General features: G+C 39.9%; 17 protein-coding genes and 3 pseudogenes. 13 read left to right on the plus strand and 7 right to left on the minus strand.

What is annotated here, in order from left to right:
• Nucleotides 1-35: 35 nt before the first annotated feature.
• The 5 genes from LC653_RS19980 to LC653_RS20000 all read right to left on the minus strand — a co-directional run bounded on the left by LC653_RS19980 (nt 36) and on the right by LC653_RS20000 (nt 10,235).
• Nucleotides 36-2,030 (minus strand): carbamoyltransferase family protein, encoded by a 1,995-nt coding sequence (locus LC653_RS19980; RefSeq protein ID WP_229496454.1) that lies wholly within the window; start codon nt 2,028-2,030, stop codon nt 36-38.
• Nucleotides 2,031-2,247: 217 nt separating this feature from the next.
• Complete coding sequence (locus LC653_RS19985) at nt 2,248-3,156, minus strand: TauD/TfdA family dioxygenase (protein WP_229496455.1); 909 nt, start codon at nt 3,154-3,156, stop codon at nt 2,248-2,250.
• A gap of 33 nt (nt 3,157-3,189) precedes the next feature.
• Entirely contained in the window at nt 3,190-8,649 is a 5,460-nt protein-coding gene (locus LC653_RS19990) for a non-ribosomal peptide synthetase (protein WP_229496457.1), read from the minus strand.
• A gap of 262 nt (nt 8,650-8,911) precedes the next feature.
• Nucleotides 8,912-9,778, minus strand: a complete 867-nt coding sequence (locus LC653_RS19995; protein ID WP_229496459.1) for an aspartyl/asparaginyl beta-hydroxylase domain-containing protein — start codon at nt 9,776-9,778, stop codon at nt 8,912-8,914.
• Nucleotides 9,779-10,007: 229 nt separating this feature from the next.
• A complete protein-coding gene (locus LC653_RS20000; protein ID WP_229496461.1) occupies nt 10,008-10,235 on the minus strand; it encodes a hypothetical protein in 228 nt (75 codons plus the stop codon).
• Nucleotides 10,236-11,602: 1,367 nt separating this feature from the next.
• Here LC653_RS20000 and LC653_RS20005 point away from each other — a divergent pair.
• The 7 genes and pseudogenes from LC653_RS20005 (at nt 11,603) to LC653_RS47390 (ending at nt 14,802) form a co-directional block, all read left to right on the plus strand.
• Nucleotides 11,603-11,989: a hypothetical protein gene (locus tag LC653_RS20005; RefSeq protein WP_229496463.1), complete on the plus strand. Its 387-nt coding sequence runs from the start codon at nt 11,603-11,605 to the stop codon at nt 11,987-11,989.
• Between the two features lie 265 nt (nt 11,990-12,254).
• On the plus strand, nt 12,255-12,590 hold the full coding sequence (locus LC653_RS20010) for a hypothetical protein (protein WP_229496465.1): 336 nt from the start codon (nt 12,255-12,257) through the stop codon (nt 12,588-12,590).
• Nucleotides 12,591-12,605: 15 nt separating this feature from the next.
• Nucleotides 12,606-12,932 (plus strand): MbtH domain protein, encoded by a 327-nt coding sequence (locus LC653_RS20015; RefSeq protein WP_229496466.1) that lies wholly within the window; start codon nt 12,606-12,608, stop codon nt 12,930-12,932.
• Nucleotides 12,933-13,248: 316 nt separating this feature from the next.
• Entirely contained in the window at nt 13,249-13,476 is a 228-nt protein-coding gene (locus LC653_RS20020) for an MbtH family protein (protein ID WP_229496475.1), read from the plus strand.
• 195 nt (nt 13,477-13,671) lie between these two features.
• Nucleotides 13,672-13,948 (plus strand): annotated as a pseudogene (locus LC653_RS20025) (hypothetical protein); the annotation flags it as partial.
• 19 nt (nt 13,949-13,967) lie between these two features.
• On the plus strand, nt 13,968-14,636 hold the full coding sequence (locus tag LC653_RS20030; RefSeq protein WP_229496477.1) for a strawberry notch family protein: 669 nt from the start codon (nt 13,968-13,970) through the stop codon (nt 14,634-14,636).
• A gap of 28 nt (nt 14,637-14,664) precedes the next feature.
• Nucleotides 14,665-14,802 carry a strawberry notch C-terminal domain-containing protein gene (locus LC653_RS47390; RefSeq protein WP_372478196.1) on the plus strand — a complete coding sequence of 46 codons (138 nt, stop codon included), beginning with the start codon at nt 14,665-14,667 and terminating at the stop codon, nt 14,800-14,802.
• A gap of 458 nt (nt 14,803-15,260) precedes the next feature.
• On the opposite strand, the gene LC653_RS46300 is transcribed toward LC653_RS47390, so the two are convergent.
• Entirely contained in the window at nt 15,261-15,392 is a 132-nt protein-coding gene (locus LC653_RS46300) for a hypothetical protein (protein WP_267923123.1), read from the minus strand.
• 46 nt (nt 15,393-15,438) lie between these two features.
• Complete coding sequence (locus LC653_RS20035; RefSeq protein ID WP_504828429.1) at nt 15,439-16,263, minus strand: TonB-dependent receptor plug domain-containing protein; 825 nt, start codon at nt 16,261-16,263, stop codon at nt 15,439-15,441.
• Between the two features lie 233 nt (nt 16,264-16,496).
• On the opposite strand from LC653_RS20035, the gene LC653_RS20040 reads away from it, so the two are divergent.
• The 6 genes and pseudogenes from LC653_RS20040 to LC653_RS20065 all read left to right on the plus strand — a co-directional run.
• Nucleotides 16,497-17,819, plus strand: coding sequence for an AMP-binding protein (locus LC653_RS20040; protein WP_229496478.1), 1,323 nt, complete (start codon nt 16,497-16,499; stop codon nt 17,817-17,819).
• Between the two features lie 243 nt (nt 17,820-18,062).
• Complete coding sequence (locus LC653_RS20045) at nt 18,063-18,209, plus strand: TubC N-terminal docking domain-related protein (protein WP_229496479.1); 147 nt, start codon at nt 18,063-18,065, stop codon at nt 18,207-18,209.
• Between the two features lie 52 nt (nt 18,210-18,261).
• A pseudogene (locus LC653_RS20050) lies at nt 18,262-19,131 on the plus strand (condensation domain-containing protein); the annotation flags it as partial.
• Between the two features lie 142 nt (nt 19,132-19,273).
• A complete protein-coding gene (locus LC653_RS20055) occupies nt 19,274-19,864 on the plus strand; it encodes an AMP-binding enzyme (RefSeq protein WP_267923124.1) in 591 nt (196 codons plus the stop codon).
• A 147-nt stretch (nt 19,865-20,011) separates the two neighbouring features.
• Nucleotides 20,012-20,758 carry an MFS transporter gene (locus tag LC653_RS20060; protein ID WP_229496483.1) on the plus strand — a complete coding sequence of 249 codons (747 nt, stop codon included), beginning with the start codon at nt 20,012-20,014 and terminating at the stop codon, nt 20,756-20,758.
• Between the two features lie 37 nt (nt 20,759-20,795).
• Nucleotides 20,796-20,983, plus strand: a pseudogene (locus LC653_RS20065) (hypothetical protein); the annotation flags it as partial.

Raw genomic sequence — 20,983 nt, forward strand, 5'->3', positions numbered from 1 at the left:
ATTCAATCACTAACCCAAGCAAACATGGAACTCACTTACGGTCGTAGCAAAATCAAACGCTGCGACCATAATTCCATAAGCTCCTCAACGATTCCTTGCGCTTTTCCTTCTTCAGTCTCGCCATTTTCCAGGAGGAGGCTCCCCACACTTCTCTCGCTGTTCGCCAACGTCAAAACACGAAAGACTTCGGCTGACACCCCTACCTGAAACTTTGTATTATAACTATTTCCGATATAAAAGAAATTGCTGAACTTACCGTCTGAACTAGATTTCTTAACCTGATGCAACGAAATATGTGGGGGGAGTGAAAGTCTAACAGACAGATAATTCCGCCAAGATATCTCCTTCTTTTTAATCAAATACTCTCCGATAACGAGATAGTCCAATCCCGTAGTTAAAAAACAAACCACTGCATCTTCAACAGAATTTACAATTGGTTCAACATTGTTATTAAATGATGTGTTAAGTAAAACCGGAATACCCGTTAACTTTTTAAATGAGTGAATTAAGTCCCAATATCTTTCGTTTGTTTTCCGCGATACAGTTTGTATCCTTGCTGTACCATCAACATGGGTTACCGCACCTAGAAGATTGCGTTTCTCTTCTTTAACATTGACCACAAATATCATGAACGGAAACTGTTTTTGATTAAGCGGAACTTCAAAGAACTCATCAACATCCTCTTCTAAAACAGAAGGGGCGAATGGTCTGTAGCCTTCCCGCTTCTTAATCATTTTGTTAATACGGGCTTTGTTTTCATTCGGTCGAGGATCTGCAAGAATACTTCTGTTACCCAAAGCTCTAGGTCCAAACTCGGAGCGACCTTGTACCCATCCCACAACATAACCGCTTGCTAACAACTCTGCCGTTTTTCCAGAAACATCCATCAATTCTTCGATAGTAATGAAATCTTCCCATTGCCTCAATTGGCTTAACACTGAGGGTGCGCTTCCAATATCTGTTCCCCAGTAAATATGCTCCAGTTTGGAAGGCTTCTCAGCCATTGGCTTAGCTTGATAGTATGCATATAAAGCAGCACCTAAGGCGCAGCCAGCATCATGAGCCGCTGGCTGAACAAATACATTTTCAAACATTCCAGAGCGCAAAATTTTTCCGTTGAGAGTGCAGTTATGAGCTACTCCCCCGGCCATACATAAGTTTTTCTGTTTAGTTTCCTGTTGATAGTATTGAATGACATGAAAAACTATATTCTCCAGAGCCTCCTGGAGTGATGCGGCGATATCCTTATGGATTTGCGTGAAGGATTCTCCTTTTCGACGCGGTAGTCCTAAATCAAAAAGTGAAATTATCTTATCTTGGTGAATCACATAATCTCCATTAGAAAGTAATGTATAAAATGTTTTAAATAAATTTCTATATCTTTCCGGCTTTCCATAAGGAGCTAGTCCCATTACTTTGTATTCATCAAATACGCTATAACCTAAAAAAGCTATTATGTCTTGATAGAAAAAACCAATAGATTTCGATTCTGGCAAGTCAATGATTTGTTCAAGAGTTGTTCCATTACCATTGAAAATCATACCAGAAGAATAGTCTCCTACTGCGTCAAACGTGCTAACAAGCGTGCTTTCATAGCCAGAAAATGCAAATGCACTCATTGCATGTGCATGATGATGATTAACAAAACAGAGCTTATCTAGGTCTATTTTATAATTGAATTCTTTGTAAAGAAGGTGCTGCACAAAAGTTTTTGGCTCAAAAAGCTTTGGTTCTTGGACATTGGTCAGAAAAATCTCCTTAGTAAAGTGTTCAATCTGTTGATTGCTATAAAATGCGATTAAATCTACTTCTTGTAGTTTTATATCATGGTTCTTCAAGCATAAGTAGAATGCTTGAGTTGGAAACTTGCTTGTATGCTTTATTCGATTGAGTCTCTCTTCCTCAATTGCTAAAATCACTTTTCCATCTTCAAGCAAAACGCATGCTGAGTCATGACCCGATATTGGTGGAATTCCATATAGATTCTCGTGAATTAGTTCTGGTCCTCCAGAAAATCCTAAAACTAGCATTTTTTAGTACCTCCTAATTTGATAGAGCCTTGAACATTTCTATTCAAAAGTAAAATTAAATTGTAAACAATAATCATGCCATCAAAAGAAGATAGTCAGTACGCATCTCTGGCAACCTTCTGAAACACTACCTAAATGGGATATTAGGATTGTCCCAGCTTGACTAGTATCTTATTTTCTTGCAAGTTCCTAGTTGCCGCCTATAAAACCTGTCAAATTAAGATTTTAGATAACTGAGATGAGAAAAAATCTGTCGTCGATTATCTTGAAATGCTCTGCGACCATGCAAAAATCTGGAATTATCAATCATAACAATATCCCCTGTTTGCCAAGAAATTACACCAGTGAGTTTATCCATCACTTCCTTAATTTCATTAATAACTGCATTAGGAATTAAGGAACCATCTTCAAAAACAACTACAAGGTCAGTTTCTTGTATATCAAAAGCTTCTTTTTCAAAATCATCTTGTTCTTTATGCCATATTATTATACTATTAGCAAATGCATATTGATTATCAAACTTTGTTTTAACTACAGCTGAACAAGTATATTCAAAATAGATAGAATCATCTTCTTGGAAGTGGTAATTTACCTCTTTAATCTTATCGAATATTTGCTTCACGTCAGCAATAGTAGTTTCCCGCCCAAAAAAAAGCTTCCAATTATCAACAGGAAAAATGAACCTGAACTTGACTTTTTTTGAAAGAAATAGTTCTTTTACTGGTTCACTTAATTTTTCCCAAACTTTTATACCATCCCAAAATAATGTTTCACCATCCTGTGCTGCGGGTACACCACAACAAAACCAAACTATATCAGGTCGAAAGGGACTAACGGCGTTCTCACAATGAGGAAGAACTTCATCCATTCCATTATCTACCATCTGGATAAAATCATCGAATGAACCAACTATCTGTCTAGCGGGATCACGAACAAATTTAGAACTAAATTTTTCCGAAAATTCTCTCATTTCCTCATAAGTCACCCCAAAACCCCGAAAAAAGAGGAGACCAAACAATTTGAACTGTTCTAAAACTTCATCGCTTGACAAACTAAGAATACTTTGAGAAGTTTTGCTAGAAACTATTTTTCCCGTACTACTTCCGAATTGTTCAATTGTAAGCATTATAGGGTTCCTCTAAACTATAAAATTTTACTTTCAATGAGTCATTTTTCTTTGTTGTTTAATTAATAACTCTTTACGTCGATTGCTTGCCTCTATTTGCTGTTGTACCCTTTGACGAATTGCTCCAAAAGTAGAAAGCTCCTCAGTATTTTGACTTAAATATCGTGCTAATGAATTTATAGTCGGGTTTTGGAACATTTCTACAATTGATAAATTCCTGTTCAAAATTTCTTGTAGTTTGTTATTCACCTGAACTATCAGTAAAGAATGACCGCCAATGTCAAAGAAATTGTCATTAACGCCTACTTTTTCTAGGTGGAGTACTTCTTGCCAAACAGCAGCAATGGTTTGTTCCATCTCAGTTTGTGGGGCTACATAAGCGACTTCCAACGCTGGGCGAAGAGTTTCCGGAATTGGTAGCGATCGCCTATCTACTTTACCGTTGGGTAATAGTGGCAGTTTTTCTAGCAATACAAAGAAAGAAGGCACCATATATTTAGGTAGCTTTTCCTCTAAGAAGCGGCGCAACTCAGTAATCGTAAGTGACTGTTCTGCTTGAAAGACTACATAAGCTACCAGAGACTTATTTCCTGGTTCATCCTCTCGAACTACAACCACACTTGCCTGTACTGCTGAGTGTTGACTCAATAACGCTTCAATTTCTCCTAGTTCAATGCGAAAGCCGCGAACCTTTACCTGATTATCAATACGACCAAGGTACTTAATCTCTCCATTAGGTGTATAACTGGCTAAGTCACCAGTCTTGTAGAGGCGATCTCCCGGATTATTGCTAAACAGGTTGGGGACAAATTTAAGAGCAGTGAGATCGGGACGGTTAAAATAGCCTCGGGCTAGTCCGTCTCCACCTATATGCAGTTCTGCTGGCACACCAATAGGAACAGGCTTCCCCTTGGAGTCTAGTAGGTAGACCTGCATATTGTTAATTGGGCGACCGATAGGGACAATTGGTAAATCGCTCTGGCGTTTACAAGCCCAAAATGTTGCATCAATACAAGCTTCGGTAGGGCCGTATAAATTATACAAATCTGCATTTAAATTCGCAAAGAAGCGCTCTTGGATATCAATTGGTAAAACTTCGCCTCCACAAAAGACTCGTTTGAGGGAGTTACATCTCTGACTTTTCACTTCTTCTAAGAATATTCGCAGTAAGGAGGGGACAACTTGAACAGTAGTGATCTTCAAGTTAGTTATTAGCTTAACAAGATATGCACTGTCCTGATGACCCTCTGGTTCGGCTATGATTAACTGTGCCCCTACTAACAACGGTGCGTAAAATTCCCAAATCGAAGCATCAAAGCTAAATGGAGTTTTTTGGAAAACTTTATCTTTTTCAGTCAGAGGAAACTCCGTTTGCATCCAGAACATATGATTGCAAATTGCGTGGTGAGATATCATCACCCCTTTAGGCTGTCCTGTAGATCCGGAGGTGTAAATTACATAAGCCAAGTTATCGGGTTTAACCCCACTGACAGGGTTATTCTCACTTGCAGCTAGAGTTAAGCTCTTATCTGTGTCTAAGCAAACTATATGTGCTTGATGCTTAGGAAGACCTGCTATCAATTCCTTCTGAGTCAAAATCACTTTCACCTGTGAGTCTGACAACATGAAGACTAAGCGCTCCTGGGGATATGCTGGATCTAACGGTATATATGCCCCACCTGCTTTGAGGATGCCCAAAAGTCCGACCACCATTTCTAGGGAGCGTTCCACACAAATAGCAACAAGCTCCTCTGGTTTTACTCCTAACTTTTGCAAATAGTGCGCCAGTTGATTTGCCCGGTTGTTTAATTCCCGATAGGTTAATTGTTGATTTTCAAAGACGACTGCAACAGCATCTGGTGTTTTCTCTACCTGTGCCTCAAACAATTGATGAATGCACTTTTCTTGTGGGTAGTCTGTCTTGGTATCATTCCACTCAACTAATAATTGCTCTAGTTCAGATGGTGTCAGTAATTGCAAGTCTGAAATGCGTTGTTGGGGATCGCTAACTATGCTTTCTAGCAAAGTCTTGAAGTGTCCCAGCATCCGAGCAACAGTATCTGCATTAAATAAATCCGTGTTGTACTCGCAAGTTGCAACCAACCCTTGCTCAGAATCCTCCATAAACAATGTCAAATCAAATTTTGATGTGCCGTTGTAACCTTCCTCATAAGTAACTGATACATCCGATAGGCTTAGATTGGGTTTTGGAACATTTTGGAGAACGAACATCACTTGAAATAGTGGATTGTAACTCAAGTCTCTATTTGGCTGTAGCTCCTCTACTAACTTTTCAAAAGGTAAGTCTTGATAAACATAAGCCTCTAAAGCTGTAGACTTCACTCGTGCTAGTAACTCCTGAAAACTGAGGTCACCAGAAAGGTCTGTACGCAGAACTAAAACATTGACAAAAAGTCCTATTAATAATTCAACTTCTGCTCTGTTCCGATTGGCGATTGGCGAACCAACTAAAATATCAGTCTGACCTGTGTAGCGATACAGCAAGGTTTTGAAGGCTGTCAGCAAGGTCATAAACAGAGTTACTCCCGAATGACGGCTCAAATTCTTTAGCTCTTTTGTCAGAGTTTGAGAAAGAACTAATTTCGCTTGAGCGCCTGCGAAGGTTTGAACTGGCGATCGCGGCCGGTCTGTTGGTAAATTTAGTACAGGTAGCTCACCCTGCAACTTTTGTTTCCAATAGGTAAGTTTTGGTTGAATGCGATCGCGTAGCGTGCGCGTAGCGCTCTCGCCATCAAACCATTTTCGTTGCCAATTGACAAAATCTCTATACTGAATAGGTAATTCAGGAAGCGGCGACAGTTTCCCCTTAGAGAATGCTTCATATAGTGCAGCTAGTTCTTTAATTAGAATACCGATAGACCAACCATCTGCAATTATATGATGCAGAGTGATGAATAATTGATAATTTTTATCATTTAATTTTAAAACTTTAGCACGTAAAAGTGATTGACAAGATAAGTCAAATGGTTCCTGTGCGAATTCTATAGCCAAACGTTGTGCTTCTTGAGTGCGATCGCATTGGCGGAGCCTCTCGTAGAGAAGCGTGCCCGTTCGTGCAGCGTCCTCAAGGGAAGGACTCTCGCTTTCTGATAGTGAACGCAAATCTTCAATCGCCAAAGTTAAAGGTGGTGCTTGATTTATAACTTGGGTTGGTTGTCCATCAACCACTGTAAAGCTTGTCCGTAATACTTCGTGTCGTCTAATAATTTCGTTCAGACTATCTTGTAAGGCTGTTAAGTTAATGCAACCTTTGAAGTTAATAACTATAGGAATATTATATGTAGCAGTATCGGGAGTTAGCTGATTGATAAACCATAATCCCTGCTGGGCAAAGGATAGAGGATAAATAGATGTGTTTTCCTCTTGTTGAGTAAGGGATATTAAGGGTATTGCGTCTGTTGTCAATTGAGCAAGGATCTTTGTCGCTAGCGATGGCGTACTCATTCCTTCAAAGAAGTCTGCTACAGATACTTCTATTTTTAAATCAACCTCAATCCGATTTTTCAACTCAAATACTTTTAAAGAGTCTAGTCCCAGAGAGCTTAATGGTTCTTCAGTATTGATATCATCTGATGAGATGGAAAGTACTCCCGCCAAGAGTTCAATTAAATAAGATTCTAGAATCGGTTGACACTCCCTTGGGGAAAGCGCCAAAAGTTCAGAACGCTGTAATTGAGTTTCCTTTCTAGCAATATCACTAATCTTGAGAATGTCACTGACAACTATATTCAGTTCGCCATTTTGAAACTGAGTGCGAGTTGCACGACGTTGAATCTTACCACTGGAAGTTTTGGGTATACTACCTGGTTTAATTAAAATCACTGCATAAACTTGTACCTCATGTTCTTCAGTAATAGCTTGCCGAATTGCACTAGCTACTTCTGCTAAATTTGGCTTGGCGCGAAACTCCAATTCTTGTACAACGAAGAGCCTTTCTTCATTGTTAACCTCTACTGTAAATGCTGCATTAGCACCGGAACGCAATGATGGATGACTGCGTTCTGCGGTTAATTCTATATCCTGCGGGTAAAGATTGCGACCGCGAATAATAATTAAATCTTTTGCTCTACCTGTAATGAAAAGTTCTCCATTGTGCAAAAAGCCTAAGTCACCAGTCCGTAAAAACGGCCCCGGACTTCGTCCCGCTTCGCTAACTCCTGTATCTTTCAGATAAGCGTGGAATGTTTGCTCTGTTTCTTCTGTTCGATTCCAATAACCCTGACCTACACTCAGTCCAGATACCCAGATTTCGCCAACTTCATCTGATGAACAGCGAGTTAATGTTTCAGGATTAACAATGACAATTTGCTGTTGAGGAATAGTTTCACCACAACTGACAAAGCTTTGAATATCTTGACTCTGGGCGGTTGCTTCAACTATCTGGTTCTGTGAAAGTGCAGATTTCTCTACAGTTTTGACTTGGGCTAAAGCTGTTTTGATCCCACCAGAAACTATCAAAGTTGCTTCCGCCATGCCATAACAGGGGTAGAATGCTTCTGGACGAAAGCCACACTCTGCAAAAGTGGTTGCAAATAGTTCAAGAGTATCTTGTCTGACTGGTTCAGCACCGTTAAACGCAACACTCCAACTACTTAAGTCGAGAGTTTCTTTTTGTTCTTGAGTAATCCTTTGAACACACTGTTCATAAGCAAAGTTAGGGCCACCACTCGTGGTGCCTTTATAGCGGGAAATCGCCTGTAACCAGCGGTAAGGTCGTTGTAAAAAAGATGCTGGAGACATTAAGATGCAAGGAAAAGCACCATACAAAGGTTGCAAAATCCCACCAATCAATCCCATATCATGGTAAACAGGTAGCCAGGATACAAACTTACTGCTAGGCGAATGTTCCATCATTTGGTAGGTTACGGCGGCGTTGTGCAGCAGATTGCCATGATTGAGCATGACTCCTTTTGGTGTCCCTGTAGAACCTGATGTGTATTGCAGAAAGGCTAGGGTATCCCCATTGATTGCAGGTTGTTGCCAAGAATCTTCTATACCCTGTGCAATGTTGTCAGTTGTCAGCCAGTGAAAATTTCCCTGTTTTGTTAGGAGTGTGAGTATTGATTGTAATGTGGGGAGCATTGCTGTTGTGGTGAGAGCAACACTTGCCTGTGCATCTGTGCTAATAGCTTGTATTCTAGGCGTTTTACGTTGATTGCGAGGCGGATAAGCTGGAACCGCCACTACCCCAGCATATAGACAACCAAAAAATGCGCTTAAGTAATCCAGTCCAGGAGGATACAGTAATATGGCACGTTCTCCACTCAAACCAAGAGCTTGGAGTTGAGCTGCTACAGCCCGACTGCGGCGATCCAATTCATGGTAAGTCAGTGTTAATTCCTGAGTCTCTCCATCTTCAAGGAAAGTAAAGGCTCGTGTGTGCGGCATGTTGCAGCTGCGATCGCGCAGAATATCAACAATAGTCGCATACTGAGGCGGAATTTTTTGGAAGTTATTGATAAATTGAGTCATTATTATCTTCAGGTAATCAGATGCACACAAACAATAGTGGCAAAATTAATCTCACACTCACTCTTGGCTGAACAAGGGTTTGAGTCAGTTGTTGTGGGTATCTTAATTTAAAAATCCACTTAAATACAGCTAACCTTAAACTGACATACCTCTTTCTTACTCAAGATAGTGTTTTTACAGAATTATTTAATTCAATTGGGAAAACTCAAAGAACAGACCTCAATTGCTCTAGGGAAGACAGAGCGAAATTAGGAAGTCAAAGTTATAATGCCTTATAAAAAAACTCATATAAAAAATTTTCCAATTTTGACAATTGTGGGTGACGTAAATGCACTAACAGAACTACTCGTTCTTTCTGGCTTTTATTCCAGGCTTCATGCTCAAAGCTCTGGTCAAAAAATAAAGTTTTCCCTTCAGTCCAACTCCGCGTTTCACTTCCGACCCTAATTCCACAATTTTCTGGAATTATTAATCCCAACTGACAGGTAATATAAGCATTTGAAGTATCATGGTGTGGAGGTAAGACAACTCCTGGTTTTAAAACAAGAAAGTAAACATCTTCAAAAGGATCTATAAAAGATTTCAACTTAGACAAAATATTTACAGTTTTTGGAAATAAATATCTGGCTTCTTGAGTAAATTTACCATTTAACCACAATCTAAATAGTAACCAGTCATCTTTTTTATGAGATGCAGGTAGTTCAATGTCAGTAAATTGCTCATAAGTTGAACGATCACTACTTGGATCAATGACTGGAATTAAGAAATCATTTTTATTAGGGATATTTATTAACAACTCACTTTTTATCTCTTTTGCACTTTCTTCAAGGGTATTTGCCACTATTTTGAAAACGTCGTAATCATCAGGTTCATACCAAGGTTTAGAGGGAAGACCAAGATATAAAAACAATGTTGGTTTTTGTTGTGGATTACAATCATCAATATTTATCAGCCCCAAATAAAATTTTAGAGACTTTTCAAATCTCTGAACATTACCTTTAGGAAACAAAAAAGCTAATGATTTGAGTAGCAGAAAAAATATTTTTATCTTTATATTATCCGAATTAGGCAATATTTTATCATTTTGGAGAGATTCCTTATATTCTTGATCTTCTTGCAAATTAGTCACTTTTATTTTCCTCCATTACGAATTTGCTTTTATCGAGTGATAAAAGCATTTTATTTATCTGCAAAATTAAGGATCATCCTTCACTCATGTTTTACGACTGCGAACGCTTAACTTGTAAAAAATGCGCTATAAACTCCATATCTTGACTTTTAATGGTACTGAAGTTAGTAAAAAAATGCTTGAGTATCGTTTAACATACTCCTCAAGATGAATGGAAAATTCTGTTGTACTACTGCATGAGAATAGCAGTTTTACGTTCAATTAAATTGGCAATAGAATTTATTGTGCAGAAGTTTTCAAATTCATGGTAAGTCAGTGTTAATTCCTGAGTCTCTCCATCTTCAAGGAAAGTAAAAGCTTGTTTATGCGGTATCTTGCAGCTGCGATCGCGCAGAATATCAACGATAGTCGCACACTGAGGGAGAATTTCTGGAATTTTATTGATAATTGGAGTCATTATTATGCCTCAGGTAATTCAGATGCACGCAAACAATAGTGGCAAAATTAACCTCATACTCACTCCTGACTGAACAAGGGTTTAAGTCAGTTTTTGTGGGTATCTTAGTTTAAAAATCTACTTAAATACAGCAAACATCGAACAGTCACAACTCTTTGTCGCTCAAAGTGCTGCTTTTACAGAATTTTTTAACTCAATTGGGAAAACTCTTGAATAGACCTGAATGTTGCTTTAGGTAAGACAGGGCGAAGTTAGTAAGTCAGCCATGCAAGCTTCTATATTGCTAGTAATTTTCATTTATACTTTCTTACATTACTAGGGATTGTGGTATTTGGCAATCCTGTAATTAATAGCGAATAATTATCAATATTGGAAATATGTGTCGTTTTAGACTATCGGGACTTAAACATTTTTGAGGGATAAACAAGCCTCAAACCCATTCAGGGTAAGGGAAATACACCAAATGCTCAAAAATGGCTCAAACCCAGATATATCAATAAACTAAGCAAAACGATGTCAACCCCCTTCGGGGGAATTCAAAATTCACGCATTCAAAGTTCAAAATTATCAATCCCCAAAGGATTTATCCGGGGGCTTGAAATAATGATGCTGCGCTTTTTATACCTCCATTCATAAATCTTCGCGCAAGACCGTTGCTCCAATCCAAACTAAAATCCAAAATTCATGCAATTCAAAAATGTCGGAATTAAAAATTATTTAATTATTTTTGAATTTTGAATTTCGAGAAGCGACGGTAAAAGTCTTTCTGTATATAGATTTGAGGCTTTTTTCTGGGTGTTTTTTGTCTAAGTCCCACTATTACTAAAATATTCTATTACTTTTGATAGATGTCATCGGCTGGAAAAAGTCTGCTGCTTTCAACGACCTGATTTTGGCTGATGATGAAATTCTGTAGTCTAAGGATAGTCTAATGGCTCAGTTGTTAATTGGGACTGTGCGTAGGCGTAGCCCGCCGCAGGCATCGCCTGACGACAACGCTCAAAACTAGGATCTCCCGCAAACACAAAGCCGATCTAGCTGATGAGCGATTTCGATCATATCCCTACTTGGCAGCCAGGGAAAAACCACTATATCCCCAGATGCCGAAAACATCTTGATTAGCTGGTCAATCAGCTGCTCCTTTAAATCTGACTGCCTTAGACCTCTGCTCCCCATTCCCCTTTTGGACATGGTTTTTCATACAAGAAGAATAATCACGCTCAAGAAGGACAAGGATGAGGGAAGACGTTAAGTAAGTAGCTTGATATTTTCTAAAATTAATGATAATGTTTGTTATTAAGTAAATTTAGCAAGTCAAAACATCACCCTTTGGTGTCGGTCTACGTAGGAAGTTTAATCATAGCAACTTGGTATCCCATTCAACTTTATACTGGTCTGAGTGGATGCGATCGCAGATGTCTATTAGTTTTGCGGCAGAAAATCTTGTGAATCAGGAAGAACCTTTTTGCTTTATAATTCCTGACAGTATTGCTCTGACAGCTTGGCTTGATCCATCATTAACAGCGCATCAGAAGTTAATTTCTCATCCCTTGGGTGTAAAAAAACTAACGAGCGTAAAAATCACAATTAATAGCGACAAACATTTGACTGATGCGATGTCTCTGCTTAGTACACATAGTGCTGTCGCTATTGAACGAGGGGAACCTCCACTACTAGAGTTGACCTTTGACGAGGGGATCAGCGAAAAAAATCTCGATGCACGACCAATTCTGCCAATTTTGTTGAAATATTGAAGAAGAATGCAGAATTCAGAATTCAGAATTCAGCAATCTTTGAGTGGGGGATTCAGACCCGCCACTACGACAGTTGACCACTAAACATGCAGATTTAGTGGGGGACTTAAACCCCTTTATTTATTCGCTTTATCATTCAGAATTCAATTCTGTTAGCGGATAGCTAAGGTTTAGCCCATTCTGGCTCCTGACTCCTGAATTCTGTTTTGTTAAAACATAGCCTGATAACATCACTGGCGAAAAGAATCTGAACTGAGGTATTACTATGGCAACAATGGGAAAGTATTGCAAAGCTTACTCTTTGAAAAAATTACGTGAGTTCAGTCAGTGGACTGAGTGTACTGAAAATACAAGGAGAGAAAACAAATCAGTTGAGGGTAAGGAAGTCGAAAGTAATAGAGAGTTAACTGATGATGACTTTCTTTACCTACAAGAAAATTACGTAGTGACTGATGGGATTTTCAAGGATGAGAATATCATTTTTGACAATATAACTCCCGAATGGAAGGAGTTTTGCCACAAGACCTTAGCATTTGAGATTCCAGTCTACGAGCCTGTATTTGTACAAGCATCAACAAATCAAAACAAAAGTAATTCTTAAGAGGGAGACATGTGTATGAATGAATTAGTGCAACGTTTGTCATCCGGGGAACATTCTGTTGAAGCAAGCTTACGACCCGAAAAAACAGCTACAGCACTGAAAGAAAGTATTGACCGAGGGTACGTACATATCAAATTCACAAATACTAGCGGAGGTACTGATTTAGGTGTCAGACTCGACCCAGAAGCATCTAATTTGCAAGAAGCTGACTTTGAGCATCAAACAGGGAGGGTTCATCTGGTTGGAAACTTGACACTGAATTACGTGAAAGTTCGATGTATTGCAGATATTGAACTGGCAAGTTTAGAAGGTAAGGGACACCTTGAACCAGTGGAATCGTGAGATTTCCCCGTGCAAATTATTAAGGTTGATGGATTAGTAGACATCTGGGTAAATAAGCCACCCATTTTAAATGCCTGAAACCCTTGCCCAAACTTAATTACGTAGTTTCCTTCTCGCCTTCAAGCGAGTATTAGGAATTAGAGGCAGTTAGTACTAGTAGTTTGCCAACTGTGATTATGACAGGTTAAACGAGTTAATAGTAAGCACTTTATTGCTTAAATGACGACTAGAGCCACCGACTACTAACTTATTGTCGTGAAGTACTGGATTATCAAATCTTAAAAAGCATAGCCAATTAAATAGCAGGAGACAAATTATGTACCAAGACGACAAAGAAGACACAACAATTTACAAAGTTGTAGTCAATCATGAAGAACAGTATTCCATTTGGCCTGCTGACAGAGAAAACGCACTCGGCTGGAAGAATGCTGGCAAAAGTGGTTTGAAACAAGAATGTCTAGATTACATCAAAGAAGTTTGGACTGATATGAGACCACTTAGTCTTCGCAAGAAAATGGAAGAAGCTGCTGGGGGTAAATCTTAAACAATTCGCAATTCGCAATTCGCAATGACGCTCGCGGACTCGCTAACGCTGCGCTAACACAATTACGTTTTGTGATAGCGAACGCGAGTGCGTCTCCAAGAGTTGCGTTAGCGAGTCCGCGTACCCCTGCTCTTAAGCAAGCTAGCAAGAGCGTCTGTCTGCGACACGAGAAAGCGAACGTAGAGAGGTCTGGGGCTACAGGAACGTCCTTCTCAACAATGGGGCAATACTATGACGCAACAGGCGACTAAAGTGTTGAACAAGCAAGTCAAAGAGGCGTTAGAAAAAACCATTGATTTGTGATTTGCGAAGTCTTGCTCTTGAACCACCCAAAGAAAATGCCCAAGAATGTCTACGCCTCATGGGCATGGCACTGAAAAACCTAAGCTTTGCCATGAACAACACCCAAGCGCTCGAAGCGGCAGCCATAATTTTGGGTACTAGTTCCACACAGGAGGCCATCGCAACAAGGACGGCAGGTTGCTGGTATTTTGCTCGACAACTGGTGTCAGGGGCAAAGAAAGGCAATCTGGATTTCTAAAAGTTCTGCCTTAATCGAAGATGCCCGTAGAGACTGGTGTGCCTTGGGAGGTAATGAAAAGGACATCATCGACCTCAGCAAAATCAAATTAGGTGAACCCATACCATTCACCCAAGGTATTCTGTTCGCTACGTACTCAACCCTGCGATCGCGTCATAATGACAAATCAAGGCTCAAGCAAATCGTTGAGTGGGCAGGTAAGGATTTTGAGGGAGCGATCGCTTTCGATGAATGCCACAGTATGGGGAATGCGATGGCACAGTTCGCCAAACTCGGTATGGTCGCAGCATCCCAGCAAGGTATCGTGGGGCTTCGGCTGCAAAATGCACTCTCCCAAGCACGAGTCGTTTACGTCTCTGCCACCGGAGCGACGAAAGTTTCTAACTTGTCTTACGCGAACCGTCTGGGACTTTGGCAGACAGGAGATTTCCCCTTTACCTCTCGTGAGGATTTTGTAGAGTCTATTGAGGGCGGTGGTATTGCGGCAATGGAGGTGGTTGCTAGGGATTTGAAAGCGTTAGGTCTTTATTTGGCGCGATCGCTTTCCTTTGAAGGTGTTGAGTACGATACATTGGAGATTGACTTAACTCCTACCCAAGGTGGATTCGCGTGGCTCTAGCGCGAATATTGCCGAAACTGCGGCATTTATGGGTGATGAAAAGCGTATTCTCATCTTCAGTGACGCGGGAGGTACTGGTCGTAGTTATCACGCTGACTTGTATACTCTCCACTTATTTTCTCATAAATATTTCAATAGTGCTTCACTAATGCCATTTCTATTCTGAATACAAAACTTTGGGAACGGCAACTAAATAATACTTATGTACTATTAAATGGCGATCGCATTGTGCCAGTTGCGTAAGTCCTGTCAATAACACTTCAGCTTTTTGCGGTAAATTTCTGGCGCTGGATGCTCATCTCGCTCAACGCTGTTGACCAGCAGGTGGGTTAATTACAGCTTGTGCTGGTTCACGAGACTTGAACGCCCCATTAAAAAAGGCAATCATTCCCAGAATAGCGAAGGCTGTAATGATTACCCTTTGGAAAGCATTGAATACAGACCTCTCTTTTATTGCTTCACTCAGATGCTATCTTCGGAAACGAAAATTGATTGACCCCGCACGTTACCTCAATTTTGATTCTAATGAAGTCGGCTAATTCTGTGGACGAACTGCAGCGGTTGGTGCAGCAACAGTATGGAATAGACCAACCCAATTTGTTTGATGGTTGGAATATTGGATAGTTAGCTCAAGAAAGGAGCGATCGCTCTAATATGGCTTGCCCTCATCAGAGCGATCGCTTGCCTGTCAGGACTAAACTCCCTGGCTGTCTTAACAGTATATGGCAACGGATTTGAAAGCTTGAAATCCACCATAATCGGTAAGGGATAAGCACAAGTATACTAATTAGACAGTCAGGGACTAAACCCCTGGATGCATGGTTAAAAACCCGTTCTTCTCCCAAACTTCTTTGGGTGGGGTGGAATTTCGTACAGGCGGGGATTGGTAAGAGTCTGGGACTAATTTCTCTTTGCGTTCATAGCCAATTTTCAGGGCTTGGGTATTGCTGCTCAACCGGGCAAAGCCATCTACACTTTGGTCTATCTGGAAGGGGTCAAGGGCATTACGGAGATTAAAGCTGGGATTGCCACCATCACTATCATTTGCATAAGTATTAAAAGACACGCTCCATTCTGGTGTCGGTGTCCAAAGAATTTGCGCTCGTCCTGCTACTTTCGATACTTCGCCAACGGTGCGATTTAATGTCACATTGTCAATAAATCCATCCCGTGCGCTGTAGACACCCGCCAGTCGAAATGATAGTTTATCAGGAATTACCGCATCGCTGAGGGAAAGTTTTACTTCTCGGCTGTTGTAGCTGCCATAACTAGCTGAAATTCCAAATTCTGGCTTCTGAGTCGGCTGACGGGAAATCACATTCACTACCCCAGCCGGACTGCTTCTGCCGTAGAAGGTACTTTGGGGGCCACGCAGTAGTTCGACTCGTTCCAAATCAATCAAGCTTAGGTCTAAAAAGCCACCGTAGTCAAAGGGTACATCATCAATGTAAAAAGCAACACTATCTTGGTTGGCGAGTGAGTTGAAATTACTCAAACCCCGCATACTGTAGTAGTTATATTCAGTACCGCCAGATGAAGTGGGAGAAAAGGTAAAGTTGGGCGTGTTGCTGGCGATACCTTGAAAAGAACTAATTTGACCGTCTTCCAGTTCTTGACGAGGAATCACTGTGAGGCTACTGAATTACAAAAAGAAGCAGACCAGGTGTCAAACCAAGATAATAAATTTTTGCAGCAATTACTAGAAGTAACTGTAATTAAACGTCAAGAAATATTAATGTTTATGGTATTAGTCAAACACCACAAGTTTCTTTAGATCATCAAGTTACAGAACAAAATGGGACATTAGTATTTAACTGGGATGCTGTAGAAGAATTATTTCCTGATGGTCTTTTAGATGATATGTTTGCAGCTTACTGCAATTTGTTGGAGCAGCTAGCAACAAAAAATTCAGCTTGGGTTGAGAACAGCCGAGAATTACTACCAGAAGCTCAACTGCGGGAAAGATTGGCGGTTAATAATACTGCGGCTTCAGTTTCTCAGGAGACTTTGCACAGTTTGTTTATCAATCAAGTTAAAGTGCGATCGCTATCAGCAGCCGTAATTACCCCAAAATCCACCTTTACTTACCAAGAACTATACCAAAAAGCCAATCAATTAGCACATCGCTTGCGGCAATTGGGAGCCACTACCAACACCCTAGTGGCTGTGGTGATGGACAAAGGCTGGGAGCAAATTGTCGCAGTATTGGGAATCTTAATCTCTGGTGCAGCTTATCTATCCATCGACCCTGCACTACCACAGGAACGACAATGGTATTTGCTCTCTCAAGGGGAAGTTAAATTAGTTGTTACCCAACCCCATCTAAATTGCAACCTCTCTTGGCCATCAGGAATTCAGCGTTTAGAGGTTAACAATAAACAGTTAGGCGAAGTTGACAGCAGTGTTTATGGGGGAAATCGATTAATTTTTGAGCAATCTGCCTTTTCGGTGTTTTTGATTGGTAAAATGAGTGCGATCGCTCCGATGTATGGAGAATTAGCAAAGGATTTCTGTCTTTTAGAAGCAGGCCACATAGGTCAATTGTTGATGAACACCGCACCAACACAGCAAATTGGTCTGTGTCCCATTGGCTATCTAGAATTTACTGAATTACAAGATTTATTTCACCTGGAATCAAGTCAGGTTCTATTTTATAGCTTTGTAGCTGGGAAAATCGACCTGCTACAAACCAAACATCGAAATTCCCTCCCCATTTCTACCCAGTTGTCAGACTACCTGCGGCAAAAACTACCGACATACATGATTCCTTGCGAGTATATTTTCTTAGATGCTTTACCTCTTACCCCCAATGGTAAAGTAGACCGCAAGGCGCTACCCGTCCCCAAAATTGGAGCCTCAAAATCGGTAGCTGTTTTAACACCACCAACAACTGAAATAGAGCACAGTTTAGCCAAAATTGTGCAAGAACTCCTGCAAATAGAAGCACTAGATATCGATAATAACTTTTTTGAATTGGGTATGGATTCCTTGAAGTTAGTACAGATGAAAAACAAATTGCTTTCTGCACTACAAGTCAATATATCCATGCAGCAATTGTTAGTAGAAGCAAATAACATCGCCAAACTAGCTTTGGCTGTAGATGAACAATTAACCTTAGTGAAAATCAAGCAAAAACCTTTGTCTAATCAATTGAATAATGATACAGAAATATTCCAAATATAGTTAAGAAAGTTGTAGATTGGGTTGAACGTTCGCGTAGCGTTCCGTAGGGAAGTGAAACCCAACAAATTTCGGGAAATGTTGGGTTTCGTTCCTCAACCCAACCTACTTAGATATAATGGCGAATGCGTGAGACAAATCCATATTTTGATGTAAACAGGATTTTTTAAACGAACCGCAGAGACGCAGAGGACACAGAGAGGAAAATCAAGAGAGTTTTTGATAAATGATTTGAGACTGCTATATATGAACAGAAATGAACTTTTAACTGAACTGGATAAATGGGGTGTGAAATTATGGGTGGAAAACGACAAATTAAGTATTGAAGCACCCAAAGGAGTATTGACAAAAGACCTATTTGACTCACTGGCAGAGCATAAAATAGTGGTTTAGCCGTTTAGATACTTTACCACCAGCACCAGAATTACCTTTAGCTTGTTTTCCCAGTGAGTTAAAAGAATATCAATTTAAACGCTACCGTGCCGAATTGTCACCCAATATCTGGCAACAATTAAAGCAGCGAGGGCAAAATGCTGGTTTAACTCCTTCGGTGATTTTGCTGGCTGCTTTTGCGGAAGTTTTAACAGTATGGAGCAAAAATCCCCGCTTTACTATCAATCTCACGGTGTTGGAACGTCTTCCTATTCACCCGCAAATAAATCAAATTGTTGGAGATTTTACTAATACAAACCTCTTGGCAGTAGACAATTCAATTCCAAATACATTTATTGCTCGTGCTTTGCAAATACAGCAGCAATTGTTACAAGATTTAGACCATCTGCAAATCAGTGGAGTTGAGGTACTGCGAGAATTAGCGCGTCGGCAAAAAACTGGTTTAACTGCTATTATGCCAATAGTTTTTAGCAGTGTTTTAGGTTTAAGTTCTTTCACTCAGGGAGATTTAGAATTCAGTTTTTTAGGTGAGATAGTCTATGGTATCAGCCAAACACCACAAGTTTCTTTAGATTATCAAGTTACGGAGCAAAATGGCGCATTAATATTTAACTGGGATGTTGTAGAAGAACTTTTTCCTGATGGTCTTTTAGATGATATGTTTGGTGCTTATTGCGATTTATTGCAACAACTAGCCACAGATGATGAAGTATGGTATGCACCGGAGCGATCGCTATTACCACCAACACAACGAAAGCAACGACTCGCTGTAAATGCGACAGATAAACCAATCCCAGAAACAGCTTTACTCCATACTTTAGTTTTTCAGCAAGTATCTTTGCGTCCACAGCAGATGGCTGTAGTTACGAGCGATCGCACTTTAACATATCTTGAAGTAGGCGATCGCGCAATTAATTGGTAAAATTCATCAAAAACTTGGGAAAAATATAGCCATAAGTACACTTTTTCAGTATCCAACTGTAGCTGGTTTAGCAAATTCTCTCATTAAAAATACTGTTGCTTCAGTTTTAGTTCCTATCCGAGTTGAAGGAAGTCAGCCACCGCTGTTTTGTATTCACCCATCTGGGGGACAAGTGATGGTGTATCAGCATTTGGCAGCTTGTTTAGCTTCAAATCAACCTATCTATGGTCTACAATCTCATACTTTGAATAACTCGCTTCCCGAATATGACAGCATTGATAAGATGGCTGTTGAATACGCCAAAGATATTCGCCAACATCAACCCAATGGCCTTAAGCTTAAAAAACTAATAAAAGCTGGCTATTTTGACACAGAAGGTTACATTTATATTTGCGATCGCATTAAAGATATGATCTGCTGTGCCAGCGAGAATATCTATCCAGCCGAGATTGAAAATATTTTATACGAACATCCAGCAGTCGCCGAAGTTGCAGTAATTGGTGTTCCAGATGCAGATTTCGGAGAAACTATTAAAGCTATTGTCGTTTTAAAAGCAGGTATGCACGCAACCGCACTAGATATCATTCAATTTGTGCGTGGTAAACTTGCTGATTTCAAATTACCTAGAAGTGTTGAATTTGCTGAATCATTACCAAGAACACCAAGTGGGAAATTACAAAAAGCCAAACTTCGAAAAAAATATTGGCAAGGTTATCAAAGAAAAGTTAATTAAAATAATTCGTAATTCGTAATTCGTAATTCGTAATTAAATTTTTTAATTGAGTAAAATTCTGCATTTATCGGCGTTCCTCTGCGTTACCTCTGCGCCCCTACCCTACGGGAAGGCGAAGCGCCTATGCGTTGAAAAAATCTAATAACTATGAAAAAATCAACAAATTCGAGTCTTTGGCAACCGCTAACCATACCCAACTTACTACTCCTATTCATCGGTGAAAACATCTCACTTATAGGTGATCAATTTTACTTAGTAGCATTGCCTTGGCTGACTATACAGCTAACAAACTCTAGTGTCAGTGTAGGCACTGTGTTGATGGCAGCAGCCATTCCCCGTGCTATTTTAATGCTAATTGGCGGTGTAGTTAGCGATCGCTTCTCACCCCGGTTAGTTATGCTGGTTTCCAATGCCTTACGTGCTTTGCTAACAATCTTACTAACAATAATAGTTAGCTTGCAAGTCACCCAACTATGGCATCTTTACTTATTTGCTATCACCTTTGGAGTCGTAGATGGCTTTTTTATCCCAGCCGCGAAGTCAATATTACCTAGTCTTGTTAGCAAAGAACAGTTGGTAGCGAGTAATACTTTACTCCAAGCAACTTCCCAACTAATTTTACTAATTGGGCCAGCTTTAGGTGGTTTACTAATTGCTACTAGCGGTATTGAAAAGGCGTTTGCAATTGATGCTGCTACTTTCATTTTCGCAGTCATCACACTTTGGCTGATGAAAGGCACTTTTAAGCCAAATACTGTGATGATAAAAAATTCTGATGCAAGCAGCAAGATTGTTAGTTTAATTGCTGGTATTCGTGAGGGACTCAACTACCTTGCGGGGGGACAAAATGGTCTAGAATGCTTATATTACAAAGAGTGTAGCAATTTGTGGTAAAAGAAAAAGAGCATTCATTCGCAACAAGCTCTATTTAATGATAATATTACCAGAATTCTACGAAATAAATCTCAAGCGAGAATTGGGACGTGCAGAATGTATAAAAAAAGATGCTTTTATAGAAATAGAACCAGAAATTTGGCTACAATTAAAAAATTCCGGTTTATCACCTGGAGTCTCGTTCTTTTATCAAGGCATTAAATATACAAAAACTACAGGGTTTAT

Origin of the sequence: Nostoc mirabile CHAB5784 (assembly GCF_020829645.1) — a bacterium.
GTDB lineage: Bacteria > Cyanobacteriota > Cyanobacteriia > Cyanobacteriales > Nostocaceae > Nostoc > Nostoc mirabile.

Excerpts from the sequence above, each read along its gene's own strand:
- LC653_RS19980 (WP_229496454.1), bottom strand. The coding sequence starts at position 2,030 with ATGCTAGTTTTAGGATTTTCTGGAGGACCAGAACTAATTCACGAGAAT.
- LC653_RS19985 (WP_229496455.1), bottom strand. The coding sequence starts at position 3,156 with ATGCTTACAATTGAACAATTCGGAAGTAGTACGGGAAAAATAGTTTCT.
- LC653_RS19990 (WP_229496457.1), bottom strand. The coding sequence starts at position 8,649 with ATGACTCAATTTATCAATAACTTCCAAAAAATTCCGCCTCAGTATGCG.
- LC653_RS20000 (WP_229496461.1), bottom strand. The coding sequence starts at position 10,235 with ATGACTCCAATTATCAATAAAATTCCAGAAATTCTCCCTCAGTGTGCG.
- LC653_RS20010 (WP_229496465.1), top strand. The coding sequence starts at position 12,255 with ATGGCAACAATGGGAAAGTATTGCAAAGCTTACTCTTTGAAAAAATTA.
- LC653_RS20015 (WP_229496466.1), top strand. The coding sequence starts at position 12,606 with ATGAATGAATTAGTGCAACGTTTGTCATCCGGGGAACATTCTGTTGAA.
- LC653_RS20020 (WP_229496475.1), top strand. The coding sequence starts at position 13,249 with ATGTACCAAGACGACAAAGAAGACACAACAATTTACAAAGTTGTAGTC.
- LC653_RS47390 (WP_372478196.1), top strand. The coding sequence starts at position 14,665 with ATGGGTGATGAAAAGCGTATTCTCATCTTCAGTGACGCGGGAGGTACT.
- LC653_RS46300 (WP_267923123.1), bottom strand. The coding sequence starts at position 15,392 with ATGGTGGATTTCAAGCTTTCAAATCCGTTGCCATATACTGTTAAGACA.
- LC653_RS20040 (WP_229496478.1), top strand. The coding sequence starts at position 16,497 with ATGTTTGCAGCTTACTGCAATTTGTTGGAGCAGCTAGCAACAAAAAAT.
- LC653_RS20045 (WP_229496479.1), top strand. The coding sequence starts at position 18,063 with ATGAACAGAAATGAACTTTTAACTGAACTGGATAAATGGGGTGTGAAA.
- LC653_RS20060 (WP_229496483.1), top strand. The coding sequence starts at position 20,012 with ATGAAAAAATCAACAAATTCGAGTCTTTGGCAACCGCTAACCATACCC.